This window comes from Pedobacter sp. 01T416_2, assembly GCF_056398925.1.
The window spans coordinates 1-14,933 of record NZ_JBFTQI010000041.1; the positions used below are offsets into that span (position 1 = coordinate 1).

Consider the following 14,933-nt stretch of genomic DNA (forward strand, 5'->3'; position numbering starts at 1 on the left):
CTATTAGCATGTGTGCCAAAAAAATGGGCAGACTTTTATAGCAACGCACCAAAGAAATTTGGCCATGAGTATATCACAGCTGCCAATTATACACGCGAAGAGTTTTTGGAGCTTGCAGAGATCACCAGGTTCCTCAACTTCAGTAATTACGAAAACGACATTTCCTATTCGGTACACAATGATTGTGAATATGTCCATAAGGATTGCGAAAGCTGGTTTCTTAATGAAAAGGAAATGGCACTTTACGAGTCAATGCCAGTAAAATTCACCCAGGATGATTTGCGGGCTAAGCGCCTTTTGATAAACATGCCCATTAGCTCCCAGGACAGGATGACTGTCGGAACGCTATTTAGACATGTCAATATTCCGGGAGCCATTTCTTTGATCTAGAAAAAGGATTGATAAAGCCTGTTTTAAAAGCTAGGAATGAGTAGGGTGTTTGAGAAAATTCCTCCCCACGTACTGGAATCAATCTGCAGGTCGTTGGGAGATATCAGTCACGGTTTGTCCGGAACGGATATCAATCGGTATCTTCAGGAATGCAAGATAGAAAATCCCACTCCCGATATTACCAAGTGGAAACGTCTTGTAAATGCTTTCGAACAAAAGCAATTTTACGCCAAAAATTCCAATGATATCCTAAGGTTTATACAAATTGCCTTACACCCCTCCAGGTTCCTCAAATTCGGTACCGATTTTTTTTTCGGGATAGTCACCTCTATAAATGAATCACTTTCTTTCCTTGGAATAGAATACACCATTGAAGGCCGCTTCAAGGGGAAAACTGTCGCGAAAACCATCGATCAGGCTCAGAAGCGTGCGGAAAGCCTGCTCGATAAACTGGAAGTCAGGGGGCTTCACCAGGCCATTTACAGATACTGTAAGGCTGAGCTTTTAGTGGATAATTATTTTCATGCGGTATTTGAAACAACAAAAGGTGTGGCGGACCGCATCCGAGACCTGGCTAATCTGACCAATGATGGCGGTAAGCTGGTTGCCGAGGTATTTTCATCCGCCTCTCCAATATTGATCATCAATAATTTCACAACTGAAACCGATGTGAGCGAGCACAAAGGCTTTGCAAACCTTCTTATCGGTTTCTTTGGGATGTTTAGGAATACGACTGCCCACGTTCCTAAAACAGATTGGGCAATGTCTGAACAGGACGCTATAGAAATAATGACTAWTGCATCCCTTTGCCATCGTAAACTGGATAAATCACATAAAATCAGATAATGACCAAAGATCAGTTACGGGTTGAATATCAACGTTTGTCAAGGCTTGAGACAAAAGAAGATGTAGATGAAATGATCGATATTTTTCTGGAATATTTCTTTAAGACAATATTGGCATTTAAAGCCGAGGCCGAAACCCCAAGAGAATTGAAAGACGCAATATTGGTCAATCAGATGCTGTTTACCAAGCTCTTACACTTAAAGCAGATCATCAAGGGAGTTGAGTTTACCTCTAAAACAGGTGCTAAATTGAATAAAATAATAGATCCACTTGTGGTAGGTTCTTTAGTTAGAACAATTTTTGAAACCGTAGGAATGTTCAATCTTATCTATCTACAGACCAAACCAGGTGACGAGCTGCTAATCCTTTACAACTTATGGGTAAGTGCTGGATTAAGCTATCGGCAAAAATTTACCACCGCGTTGATTAATGAAGAGATAATTGAAAAAGCTAAAAAAGAAAGGCAGCAGATTGAAGATTTGAAATCGGAAATCGAACAGACAGCGCTTTTTAAAAAACTTTCCCAGCGGGAAAAGGATCATATTTATAATAAGATTACCGGAAAGGAGTATAATATCAGATTCGAAAACGGCCAGCTCAAAGGTGTGGCTGGCTTTCAGGAGTTTATCGAAAGGGCAGGAGTCCGGCCAAAGGTAATGGATAATATGTACACATATTTTTCACTCAGCTCGCACCCCTCCAATGTTTCAGTCTTTCAATTTGGCAATATGTTTCAAGTTGAAGACTCTCATTTTTTTGGGCTGGTGAATTTTAATGTAAAAAGTTCAATGTTTTTGTTGGGGGTTTTTGTTGCCGATTACATTAAGCTTTTCCCATCTATCCTAGATGTTTACAATGGACAGCCTTTGCTCGATCAGATTATGATTAACTTTTTTAACTCTTTTATGCGAGGCGAAGCCTATGATATCAATAGATCATATGAAGCTTTAAATTAATTTAAGATATCCAGCAAGCATGCAAATGTTATTACGATGCTTGAAAAAATAACGACGTAGATTTATAATGGTAGGTAGCTCCGATGAACAATTTATAGTCATACGCCGTGCATCCGATGTAACAAGGGTGTAGCAACAGCGGATAATACAGAAATAATTTACGATATTATAGGACTAAAGATTTGGCGCTTTTGATATTAACGCCAGCTAAAAAATGTATACTTTTGCAAAATGGCAGCAGCAGATCAAATCAAGAGCCTTATTAAATCTTACGCGGAGGACGATGAACATCGTTTCTTTGCTACTGCTATGCAGATTGCGGCTTCCGAGGCGCGGCAGGGACATACCATGGTCGCCCAGGAGCTGAAGCAATTGATCGAAAAGGCAAAAAAAGACAAGTCTGTTGCGTTTTTGGAATCACCGAAAACTGTTTCAATTTCCGCCCCTAAACGGGAACTGAAAGAGCTGATCGAGGTCTTTAATCCGCGGATAGACCTTCGTGCCATGGTACTGGCGCCTACTGTGAAAGAGGCGTTGACCAAGTTGATCCATGAACAAAAAAATTGGGAGCTGCTGAAGAAACACAATCTTTCCCCGAGAAGAAAACTGCTGCTGACCGGACTTCCAGGGACAGGAAAAACGATGACTGCACAAGCCATTGCCGGTGAGCTGGGTTTATCTGTATATATTATCAGATTGGATGGATTGATGTCCAAATACCTCGGTGAGTCCATTGCAAAGCTGAGGATGATCTTTGATGCCATGGAAGATCACAGGGCGGTTTACCTGTTCGATGAGTTTGACTCTATTGGTTCGCACAGGGACAGGGGGCAGGATATTGGGGAGATCAAAAGGGTACTTAACAGTTTTCTGATCAACATTGAAAAAGATCAAAGCAACAGTATCATCGTAGCGGCAACAAACCTTCCGGAAAGTCTTGACAGGGCCTTATTTCGCAGATTTGATGACGTGGTAAGTTATCCGCTGCCCGACCTGCAGCAGGTAAGTGATACAATAAAAAAAGCAACAAAAGGGTTCTCGTTCTCAAAGAAACCGAATTATGCGAAGATAGCCGAACTGGCTGTCGGACTGAATTATTCGGATATTACTAAGGCATGTGAAGAGGCTATTAAGGAAATGATTTTGTCTGGTTCAATGAAACTGGATTCTTTAGAAATACAAAAATCGTTATCTAAAAAAGCACCTCTCAAATATGGCCAGACAGAATCCCCAAAGACACATTAAACTCGAGGGCTTTGCCCAGAGCCTGGACTACGTTTATCCACGAACCCCTTTTGGAAGTGGTCTCGAACTTGCCCAGAGAAACAGAAATTTACACGGAAACCGAATTCTTAACCAACTGGAGGCCATCAGGCAACGGTTTGATATTCCTGCCGATGTCGACTTGCCCGAAGGGATCGTTCGTGATGATGCCATTTATGTAGATTTTATTTCAGAATGGGGATTTCAGCTGGACTATAAAAATATGGATCAGGACCGGGATGATCCGCTTTTTCAGATACTCAACATCAGGGAGGAATTTCGGGAAACCGAGGACGGGCTGGAATACAGGTATTGCATTACCCTGATGATGACCGAAGGCGGCGTGGGAATGTTTATCGATAAGGTACTGGATTATTTGACCAAGAATGGCCGTTACCGCGGGCAGGATACCGGAAGGCCAAGCTATTACTCGCTTTTTACCAATATCGAAAATATCAGGTCTGCTACCTTGAAATCTTTCTGGGCGGATGAGCCTGAGTTTCCCTTTCCAGATGAGGGTGCAGTTGTGTGGTGGGAGGTTTGGTTCCGTAAAACCGGAAATGATCAGTTCAGGATAGCGAGGGTACTGGAAAACCTGGCTTTAGCAGGGGTTTTGGTCGGATCCTCAGAGCTTGCCTTTGCAGAGCACCGGGTAAGACTGGTAAAGGGAACAGCCGAGCAACTTTCAGGTTCATTGATGCTGTTGGACAATCTCTCAGAAATCCGTAAGCCTCAGGAAACAGCTGATTTTATCTGCCATAAGGATGAGGAATATGAAGATAACGCGCAGTGGATGGAGGAACTTATCGGCCGTACCGATGTGGCGCTGGATGAAAATTCGGTATTAATCTGCCTTTTGGATAGTGGCGTCAACAATGTACATCCCTTGATTAGCAGTTTTCTACCCGATGAACGCTTATATTCTTATAAACCCGATGATTGGGGCTCCGGCGATGATTGGCCAAATGGCGGACACGGTACTGGGGTTGCCGGACTTGCACTCTATGGCGATATGGTTGATGCGCTTGCCGAAAGGGGAAGGATCAGGATCACGCACGGACTGGAGTCTTTTAAGATCATTAACCTCGCTGATCCCAATGATCCCGAACTCTATGGTGCCGTTACTGAGTACGCGGCCAGTACGCCTTTTGTCGACCGGCCTGCTAACCCAAGGGTATTCTGTTTAACCATTACGGACAAGGATTTTGCTTTTAAGGGCCGCCCTTCTGCCTGGTCTGCAGCCGTCGATAAGATCGCATTCGGTTCTACCTTAGATCCTACTGCGCCGCAACTGATCATAGTGAGCAGCGGAAACGTTGTTTCTGTGAACCACGAAGACTATCCCGACTTAAACCTGATGGAGTCAGTGCATGATCCTGCACAGGCGTACAACGCGGTTACCGTTGGCAGCTATACCCGAAAAGACCGAATTGATCCTGCAACAGGTTATATGCATCTTGCGCCCAATGGTGGAATGGCGCCAAGTAATTCAACTTCCATATTATGGGAAAGCCAGTGGCCAATTAAACCGGACATTGTGATGGAAGGCGGAAATTGCAGTACCGACGGTGTGGCAGTGTCTGATCACTATAGCCTAAAGTTGTTGACAGCTGATAAAGAGTATCCCAGGTATACCTTTCTACCATTCGGAGATACCAGCGGTGCCGCCGGACTTGCAGCTAAAATGGCCGCTCAGTTAAGGGCCGCATACCCCAGTTTCTGGCCGGAGACCATACGGGCGCTGATGGTTCATTCGGCTGACTGGACAGCAAATATGCTTGGGAACCGTGATTTTAATGAACTGAATGAAACTGATAGGAAACTTTTACTCAGATCTGTCGGATATGGTGTTCCTGTCCTGGATGATGCACTCTACAGTGCAAGCAATAGCCTGACATTAATTGCTGAGCGGGAGATTCAGCCTTATCATTTGGTAAAGTCATCGGGGAAGAGCAAGGAATACCACCTGTTTGATCTTCCCTGGCCGGATGCGGTACTCTCGGGAGAACTTTTTGATCAGGACGTCACCCTAAAGGTTACTTTATCCTATTTTATTGAACCCAACCCAGGCAGTAAGAACAAACGTTACGTAAACAATTTTCATTATCATTCGCATGCTTTGGAATTTGCGGTAATAAAGGAACGTGAAACACTGGATCAGTTTAAGCGGCGGATTTCCAAAGCGGCCGAGCTTGACGAAGACCAGGTGGACAATACAGAGGAACGATGGTCGATCAAGCGTGTCCGTTCAAGAGGGTCAGTGAAAAAAGATTTTGTAACGATGTCGGGAGCTGATATGGCCGTACGCAACAAGATCGCCATTTATCCAAAGCCCGGGTGGTACAGGAGCCGCAAGAAGCTAGGGAAAACGGATTCGATAGTCAGGTATAGTCTGCTGGTCACTCTGGAGACTGCAAATGTGGATGTCGATCTGATGACACCCGTTCTTAACCAGATCGAGTTGGATTTGTTGTTGTAAAGCAGTTGAAGGTGATGCTCAACAGAAGATAATGTCATTGATTTAGGGCCAAGCTTACAGATGAATGGTAGTTTTCATCGGATCAAATGTTGGATTTAACAACGTTCCAGAGTACAAATATGGAATGATTTAGGTTTTTAACCGAAATTCCCCGAATCGTGAGAGCTTAATTTCTTACCGAAGCAATGATAGGTAAATAGGTGCGTGCTGTTGATCCAGGTGTGGGTTCAAAGCTGATTATGTTTAGATGAGGCTCAAATTAAATTTGACTTTATTCTTAAAAGAGCTCTAAGGCTCCAAAACCTTCCACCCGAAAAGGGTATCAACAACACGGGTGAAATTGTAGAAAGTGCAGAAGAAATTGCCGTTCGCCTGATGTTTGATTTTATTATCGACTCAACCATCGCCATGGAAGGGCGTTTTCAGGTTATCGTAATGGATTACGCTTATTTGAAGACCAATTAATTCTCAAGCCATGTTACAGAGGTGTAGCGAGATGGGATGATGTTAATTCTAGAAGCATGGTTGACCTAGCCGAATTATGTAAATCATAAAGTTAACTGATTAAATGAATCAACCACCCACGATTAAAATGTATCCTAAAGAGGACAATCTCGTTTTAGCACACATTATTGAACAGGATCACCCGGAATGTGTCATCACCAAACTTCACCATACTAGGGAATTTCGTTATTAGAAAGACCTATTTTTAGAGATTTCAGTTATCACTAACCAAACTATTCCGTGAGAAATTGATCATTTCAAGATTTTAGACTAGATACTTTAATTTTCTCAGCTGTAAATGTTGTGGTGGTTAACATTAACCAAAAAAGCATTGACACAATATTCCGCAGTTAGATGGTCAACCCAGCGAAATCTAGGCTTATTCTTTAATCCAGCTCCATTTTGTTATCTTTTCTTTGGACCAATTGCCTGATGGAGTTATAAGGGGAATTTCTTGCCTGCTCAATCCACCAGTTTAAATCGTTATCAGGTTTGGAATAGGGGTGAAAAGCCAATGCAATCCGGCAAAGCTGATAATCACTATAAGTCTTTTCTGTTTTGGCTAGCGGATGATAACGATATTTCCTCAAAATACTCAGGATAACCTCTTTACTGTTCCAGAATTCTTTTTTGCTTTCCACTTCCACTTCAATCCAATACACCATATATCCCAGAGCCGCTTCTACAGCAGGTTCCGCCTGAAAAAGAATCTTGTTTAAAACCATGATAACATGCCTATCCTCAGCCTCTTTATTATTGAAATTCGCTGCCAAATCCCCAAGTGCCCAAACAACATCTGCTTTTTCCAGACTGGTCAGGCCATCTTCCAAAGCGTCAAAATGACTATTATACAGATGAAAACTTTGTATTAACTCTTTTAAGGGCTTATAGTTTTTGTAGGTACTGAGAGAGGCCTGATGTTCAAACAAAAACCAATCCATCACCTCAGAGAGTTTAAAATAACTAAACATCTGATTATCATGCCTCATGATGAGTTTAAATTCACCTGCCTTACCAAGTAAAATGTCTGATAAATTTTTCAGCTCAATATCGGACCAGTTTATTCCCCAAGTCCTGTTTTGCTTTAGGGACAAGTTCTTCAGGTTAATTGGATCAGCGTGGCTCCAGCTGGTGCGACCATTTTCAGCTTTCCCCCTATAGCCTGTATCCCATAATTTAGATGAAATGAGAACGACGCTCTTGACTTTTTCAATTAATAGGACGTCACCATCCGCAATGTAAATGGCCACTTCCCAGAAACGGCTATCTGAGATTTTAGTAAAATCCAGTAATGCCAACACCTTTTTAATTTCATTTTTTTGTTCCTGGGTGAGCAAAATGTTCAAATTGGCCAATACATAGAAGCAATTTAATCGCTTTTCGGAGATGGTGCCTGTGATTTTGGATATGGTCTCATCTATTATACCAAAATCATCATCATCCCTCGAAATACGTGTATAGTAATAGTTTCGTTGGATATAATATGTATAATCCAACTGGATTTCTTTGTTTTGGTTAATTGTGGCAGAAAGGCAATCTGATATCAGCTGCAACAACAAATGTTTATCCTCCATATAATTGGCAGCAGCGTAAACCAATTTTGCAAAAGGATTTCGGTGTTGCTCACGAAATGCCGCTCTATTAGAAACGTTTCTATTCCATTCCTTCATAAACCGGTACTGCCAAACTTCAGGTGGAACAACAATGAGAAAGGTGGATAAAAAGGAGATTATATTATCTCCCATTCTTTCTGGTGCAGAACGTATTGCAGCAAACAGGTTTACCGCTATGCGATTTTTGACTTGCTGGCTTATCTTTTGATTACTTACATATTCCTGAGCTATCCTAACACAAAAGTCACGCTCACTTACTTGAAGTGAATAAAACAGAATGGCTTCAGGATAAATTTCATAGGCATTGCTCATTAATTCAAGCCACTCTGTTGCCTTCAAATGAAGGGTTTGCGTATGGCTTAATTGAGTGCCACTATACAACATTAAATATAGAAAACGGACAGTAGTTACCTCGCTTCGCACTTTTTCCCAGTGGTCATCATCACGACTGATGGAATAACGGCCTGAACCTAAAGTTTCTATCTTTTGAAAAGTTGGTTTGAGTGAGTTTTTTAAATATTTAAAGTTATCTGATAGCTGGGTAAAACCTTGCTTTGAATAAGCAGTAACGATTTGCTTTAATTTTTTTTGGCTATGCCAATCGCTGTTACAAATTAGTAATTCATTTAAATATAAGCATATTTCGGGTTCTATTTGATGCTGCGGGCTTAACATTGTTTTAGTGTAAGAACCAGTTTTTGATTTATCCCAAAGCGATAACAAACCTGCTTTTTGAAGAATTTCTATTCCTTGCGCATCCCATTGATCGAGCTTTTTTTTAAGCTGTCTGAATTTAAAATTAAAAGCCAACTGGTAAATTTTCTCACCCATATTGTCCGGTGATTTTTTGCCTCCGGTCAGCGCATTAGAAAGCCCTACAGCTTCCTCCATAATGATTTTATTATTGCCTGATTTCAGGAATTCAGCTTTCATTTCTGGGTGGAAAGCGTAATCAAGAGGAAGCATCGAATCCTTAAAAGCGAAAGCCAACAGCTTCATTTCAGCAGGGTTGATCCCAGCTTTTAACTTGCTGGATTTTTTAGCATCATATCGCCGCAGTCTGTAATTATCATAAAACTGAATAAAACTGAGCTGTGTATCCGTATACCTTATGTCTGGGATGTAAATAGGAGTTGCAAGAGCTTTTAAACGTCTTAAATTTTCTTGTACTTTTTCAGGGTCCTGACGAGGTTCACTTCTTAAAGTTGTCCGGTCTTTCCAGATATCTTGCCACTCTGAAATATGCGTGGTATCCGCTAGTGGAATCATGGGCTCCGCATTATCATCGTCCGCAAGAAATGAAACAAAGGCGCTCAGGTAATCTTTATAGGTAGGTTGTCCAGTTTCCTTTTCCATAAAGGAAGCAAGCAACCCCTGGAGCGACTCATCCTGCAAAGGAATCCTTTTGATATTATGGTTTTCAAAAAACAATAAACGATCTGGAGAAATTTTGTCGTTATTTACATCAATTAGGTAGATCTTCACCTCCTTTGGTTCCCCTTTTTTATTGCCCCTTTGCAGCACATCCCTCACCCAGGTAATCCATGCAATGAAATTTGGATCATCCGCCGAAAAACCCACTAGACAAAAAGACTCCTGTAGAAGGGAAATTCGCATTAATTGGGTAAATGGTTCGTGAAGGTGAGGATATTGATCGTAATCTTCCTGAGAAATAATGTACTGGCATTTATGGTCCCCATCAAAACCAAATTCAAAATTTTCAATCTGCTTTGGTGTCCGTAAAGAGCCGTGCAGCTTAATGATATTTTTATTCCGTTTGATTTTCAGCTTACTCGCCTCAGTAACAATTGTAAAACAGTCATTTAGTAGCTTTTCTTTTTTGTCTATCTGACTACTTTTAAGACTGGCCTGTCTTTCGAGGTTTCTGAGTTGTGTATTAATTTTATCCCTTTTTTCTCGTAGTTCCTCCAAATCATCAGGTTTGGAAGTGGTCATGCCATCCGTGCCTTGTATACCTATATTGTTCTCTTGCTCATAAATCTTGACTTCAATTTCAGAAAGTGATTTTTCGAAATTACTATATTCCAGTAATAGGGAAGCAACTTCTTTTTCCAAAAGCTGGATTTCATTCCTGAGGTCATTAGGAAGTTGTTCACTTACACATATATCAAGTAAATGGTCATAATTGGTTGTGTAAATATTGTTCCAGCCCAAACCAATTAATGCTCGGTGCAAATCCAAATCCTCAAAATCTAGGGACTTTTGGATTTCGCCCATAGACAATAGGATTTGAGACCGTTCCTGATGTACATAAGGTGTTCTTTTTTCGATGTATGTAGCAATAGATTCAATGGAATGCTCTCGGATATAATCCGAAACTACCTGGAGGTATCCTTTTTGCCGTAGTAATTCTTTAAACCTAATATCTATATATTGTTCTTCCTTGTGCTGTTTACGTTTAATAGGTGGAAGATTATAATATTCCCGGGAAAGTTCCGCCCCGTACTGTGCTCTCATCAAGTCTAACAGCAGTTCATACCAGGTGGGGAAGAGGGGACTAACATTTTTGCTGAATCCTGAACCCACCATAACTGACATCTGGTTGTTGCCTAGCTTGGCCCGTAGTTTTTGTAATAAGTTGGAATAATCCATCATTTGAAAAGCGTTTGTTGCTAATTTAACAACAAACTGTCCATCAAGCTAAATAAGTTATCCACCAGACTATGGAGTTTTTGCTTAAACGGTTAAAAAATGAAATCTTTTAGTTATTTTGTCTGAAGTAAATAAGGTAAATAACCGCTTACCAGATATGAATAAAGGTCAACTGAATTACTATACAAATCCTGAGCACATGGATAGTCTGGCGGAATTTGCAAAAGATTATGCCATCCAGGTATTAGTAAGCTGCCCGGAGGAAGCAAATAAACACTGGATACCAAAAAAAGAACGATGTTGCAGGTTTTGTAAAAAACGAATGCCTGAAGTCAACTTTAAAATGGATGCTCATCTAATTCCTGAATTTCTGGGAAACAAAACCCTGATTTGTCAGGATGAATGTGATGCATGTAATAGCCGGTTTTCTGCATTTGAAACTGATCTATCAGCTTATTTAGGCCCGCTGAATAGTTTGTTCTCAAGAGAGGGAAAAAAAAACAGGGTTCCCCAGTTTAAGGTTCCAGGCAGTCCCTTAAGCGCTAAGCCTACAGTCATGTATGGGGCAAAAGTCACTGAAGTGGAAAATGAGGGCTTGCCATTGGAAATTAATCTAAAAACTGGCAGCGCAAAATTATCCTATAAGAAGAGTCCTTACACTCCAATAAATGTTTACAAAATCTTTTGTAAAATGGCTTATTGCCTATTACCTGAATCAGAGCTTTCAAACTATGAACCCCTAAGGCTCTTTATACTGGATAATGCCTTTAATCAAGATTTTTCCTTGTTTGCCACAGTTCATGAATATGCCTTACCTTTAGAATATCCCAGACCAGAAATACGGATATTTAAGCGTATGACCGCGTCCACCAAACTCATCTCCCACGTCTGTATGTTATATTTTGGAAATATGATGTTTGAGTTCCTGCTTCCGGGTAACCTTCTTGATGATTACATGAAAGGGGAGGTAAATCTTAAACAAAAATTTTGTCCGCCATTCTTCTTCCATGATTATCAGTATGCGCCATTCTTTTCAAATAGGGTAGATTTTACCGGCCTTAAAAAAACGATATCCGAACAAGGATTTATCAACTTCAATTTTAATCCGGAACACATCAAAAACCTTAGGGGTTATGATACAATAAACCAAAAGTGGACAAATAAGAACCTTGGAGATAATGAAATCGTCAAACTTATTTTTGGAAAGATGGATACTCAAATGAAATTTCCAGATGAACCGGTGGATTAAGAATCAGCTTGTTTTTTCCTCCTTATCCCTCTCTTTAACATACAAATGGAAAAAACTTATAAAAATATCCCCTGCAAGTAACATTACAACTGCCAGCCAGATAAATGATGTCCATTTTAAGATAAAATAGTAATCCTTTAAAAAATCAAAAAGTACAATGCTCAAGGCCAGTTTTTCCGAAAATAAATATTTACATACCACCGCCATCAAAAAACAAAAACAGCAAAGTACCGAATCTACCGCATATCGGTAAAGCTTTCCAGCTAGGTTTTTATCTTTGGTACTCCGTTGCCAGTTGAAGAGCATTGTCGAAACCCCCAGAAAAATTGCAAAACCATAAGCGGTAAGGGTAATAAAGCGATCATCATCTTCCAAAAGCAGTAAAAAGCACTTTAATAAGCCCAGAAGAAATGGAGCAAAAACAATTATAAAAAGGATGATTTTCAAGATTCCCCATAATCCTTTACCAATCCAAGGAAACCGGGCCTTGAGGCTTTGTTGAGTGTTAATTTTAGTCATTGGTTGATTGTTGCTAATTGAATTACAAGGTAAATATTTAAATAAAGTGAGACAATCGGTCAAAAAATAAGTTAATTATCAGTTTTTTGCATTAGAATAGATTTTGCGAGAAAATAAGCATCCTCATAATACTGAGCAGATTCGAATTTCTGACGTGCTTGGTGGAATAAATAAATATCTTCCGTCATAGTATAATCCAGAATATAAAATCTATCCAATACTTGTTTTAAGGTCTGTTTGCCCCATGAGTCCTCCACTATACCATCCGGATGTACGACAACTACATGGCAAAAACCTAATTTATTTCCACAATCGCGGTGATAGCGGGAAACTGAAATGCCCATAACGGGTGACCCCGTTAGTTCAGATAAGGCCTGGGCAAAGGGAATACAGTTCCCATGTGAAAATTTAGAAGCCAGGTAAGCCGGGATTTCCGGGTTTCGTCTTTTAGGAATTAATTTTAAAAAATTAGGATTGGCCAATATGGCCTTTGTTGCCCGCTCAATTTCCACCTGGTTAGCTTTTACCCGCATAGGCATTTCTATTAACTTTTCCTCCTGATAACAACGGGTTGAGATATAAGTCTTGTCTGGCCTAACCCTGCCTGCAGCAGCTGGCCGGATAACATATTGGTTAAAGGCTATAATACTTTTCTTACCCGTAAAATCAAAAACGACATCCTGATTCGTTTCCACATAAGCACGAACAGGTATCATTTCATCCTCGGTTGTTTCCTGGCTTCCAGTTAACCAATCTACCTGAAGCATCCAGCCTGTGATCCTTGCCAGTGCAATGGCAAAATTGATGCCATCTGATTTTTCCCAGTGGATGATGAGCGCAGGTGGAAACCCTGCTGGATTATGCTTTAAATTCATATAGTACATTAATTTTAGATTTTTAAAATTAAAGTTTTTTATTGAGAGAAAGTATCCTTAGTCCATTTGGGTTGTTTTTTATGCACCAAACGAATATCAGTTATATAATTTGCCTCATGGTATTGAGCAACCATTAGATATATTATATCCCTGAAATAAAATGATACTTGCATTGTATTTGGTAGTCTCGGAAGTTGAAAACGATCGAAGAGCTTCAAATACCTTTTTCGGAATTGTCAACAGAAAACGAACTTTATGGGGCTGAAGCTGAATGAACCAAGATTGATTGATCCCCTCTAACCGGCAATAAAAATTGTTGTAAAGTTTTGATTTTCTGTCTGTTAGTCGATTGGCGAAGAGGGAACAAATCGATTGGGTCGTACACTTAGTTAAGAAAAACGATGTATTTCGTCAATACCGTTTATTTTAAGAGTTCTACGCAAAATCAGTCAGAAATATTATTTATTTAAGTTTAACGCGAAAGGACAATAAGGGATTATAGGTAAATTTTAGAGATATGGTTCCAAACCTTCAAAACCCTGAGCTTTCAGGATTGCCGCTGTTTGCTCTTGATATCTTTTGACAGCTTCGGGATCAAAATATCGCGTTTCTATGCAGCTTCCGTTTTCCCGTGCTGTAGAACCCATGCAGTGCAGGCTCGAAAGAACATGAGGCTGATAGGTATCCTTCAATAGGGCAAGGATATCAAATGCAAATTCTGAAAAATATGTTTCCGAATAATTCAAAAGTAGGCTGAAATATGCATCATCCCTATACCTCAGTGATTTCGATGTAGCCCAAAACGATAATGATGTACTTTGATCAGCTGCGGTATCAACGTTTTGATTCCTAAAAATTATTTTTCCGCAGTCGCGTTTGTATTCAGTTTCCGCTCGGAGTATAATGCCACCGAAGAATCTTCGGATCATTGTCGCATTCACCAGCTCATCCAATGCAGTAAAGTCTTTTTCATCCTCTTTTCGTAGTTCAAAAAATACTGTTGCGCAGAAGAAATTTCCGGGAAGATAGAGCTTGGCACGACTGTTTGGAGGGTCGACACGAGCGAGCAATGGCTTGAGCTTTGACAAGTGTTCAACTGCATCCTTTGCGGACTTTCTATTGAATGCAGATTTCACCTCTATGACCGCAAGGACATATTCTGCAGGGATTGCAAGTGATTTTCCTTGGTCAGAGGAATCGGGATTGTCTTCGATCCACAATACTGGGGATTCCAACTGATCGTATATGATCACATCATAATGAACCATATGCTCAGAACTTGAAATACCAGGTGAGATGATAAAGCCTGAGGTTACGCCATAACGTTTGGGAATGAACTCAGCTAACCATTTTCTAAATTCGCCTTCTGCTACAAGACCATGTCTGGTCTTTGCCTTTCTGTTACTTTCTTGCTCTTTTGCAATGTCATAAGCGTTGAGCATCCTGGTTCTGGCAGTCAGGAATTGTTTCCATCCCTGAGTTACCATTTGGGCACGAAGCGGTGATTTTTTACTGTCCATTTTAGCCTGTAAATTATAACTTAAAATAATGATTTATTACTTATTTCAATAATAAAAGTCCTAAATTAAAATTTATATAAATGATTCTTTTACCACTAATTTCATG

Annotated in this window: 10 protein-coding genes; 6 read left to right on the forward strand and 4 right to left on the reverse strand. The window is 40.3% G+C overall.

Going from position 1 to position 14,933, the window contains the following annotated elements; all coding sequences use genetic code 11:
• From AC1DPQ_RS03390 to AC1DPQ_RS03410, 5 genes are all read left to right on the forward strand, one after another.
• Positions 1-390, forward strand: a 390-nt coding sequence (locus AC1DPQ_RS03390; RefSeq protein WP_477607939.1) for a hypothetical protein, incomplete at its 5' end; no start/stop codon positions are given.
• Positions 391-426: 36 nt separating this feature from the next.
• Positions 427-1,236, forward strand: coding sequence for a TIGR02391 family protein (locus tag AC1DPQ_RS03395; protein ID WP_477607941.1), 810 nt, complete (start codon positions 427-429; stop codon positions 1,234-1,236).
• Positions 1,236-2,192 (forward strand): DUF5677 domain-containing protein, encoded by a 957-nt coding sequence (locus AC1DPQ_RS03400; RefSeq protein ID WP_477581440.1) that lies wholly within the window; start codon positions 1,236-1,238, stop codon positions 2,190-2,192. Before AC1DPQ_RS03395 ends, AC1DPQ_RS03400 begins: the two co-directional genes overlap by 1 nt.
• 231 nt (positions 2,193-2,423) lie before the next feature.
• Complete coding sequence (locus AC1DPQ_RS03405; protein WP_477581439.1) at positions 2,424-3,437, forward strand: AAA family ATPase; 1,014 nt, start codon at positions 2,424-2,426, stop codon at positions 3,435-3,437.
• Positions 3,406-5,934: a S8 family peptidase gene (locus tag AC1DPQ_RS03410; RefSeq protein ID WP_477607943.1), complete on the forward strand. Its 2,529-nt coding sequence runs from the start codon at positions 3,406-3,408 to the stop codon at positions 5,932-5,934. The genes AC1DPQ_RS03405 and AC1DPQ_RS03410 overlap by 32 nt, the downstream gene beginning before the upstream one ends.
• Positions 5,935-6,824: 890 nt before the next feature.
• On the opposite strand, the gene AC1DPQ_RS03415 is transcribed toward AC1DPQ_RS03410, so the two are convergent.
• Positions 6,825-10,667 carry an SIR2 family protein gene (locus tag AC1DPQ_RS03415; protein WP_477607945.1) on the reverse strand — a complete coding sequence of 1,281 codons (3,843 nt, stop codon included), beginning with the start codon at positions 10,665-10,667 and terminating at the stop codon, positions 6,825-6,827.
• A gap of 154 nt (positions 10,668-10,821) precedes the next feature.
• Between AC1DPQ_RS03415 and AC1DPQ_RS03420 the strand changes: the two genes are divergently transcribed.
• Entirely contained in the window at positions 10,822-11,913 is a 1,092-nt protein-coding gene (locus AC1DPQ_RS03420; protein ID WP_477607947.1) for an HNH endonuclease, read from the forward strand.
• Between the two features lie 3 nt (positions 11,914-11,916).
• On the opposite strand, the gene AC1DPQ_RS03425 is transcribed toward AC1DPQ_RS03420, so the two are convergent.
• The 3 genes from AC1DPQ_RS03425 to AC1DPQ_RS03435 all read right to left on the reverse strand — a co-directional run bounded on the left by AC1DPQ_RS03425 (position 11,917) and on the right by AC1DPQ_RS03435 (position 14,827).
• Positions 11,917-12,432, reverse strand: a complete 516-nt coding sequence (locus tag AC1DPQ_RS03425; RefSeq protein WP_477585284.1) for a hypothetical protein — start codon at positions 12,430-12,432, stop codon at positions 11,917-11,919.
• Positions 12,433-12,503: 71 nt separating this feature from the next.
• Positions 12,504-13,307 (reverse strand): hypothetical protein, encoded by an 804-nt coding sequence (locus AC1DPQ_RS03430; RefSeq protein ID WP_477585285.1) that lies wholly within the window; start codon positions 13,305-13,307, stop codon positions 12,504-12,506.
• A gap of 509 nt (positions 13,308-13,816) precedes the next feature.
• Positions 13,817-14,827, reverse strand: coding sequence for a DUF6602 domain-containing protein (locus AC1DPQ_RS03435; RefSeq protein WP_477581989.1), 1,011 nt, complete (start codon positions 14,825-14,827; stop codon positions 13,817-13,819).
• Positions 14,828-14,933 lie beyond the last annotated feature (106 nt).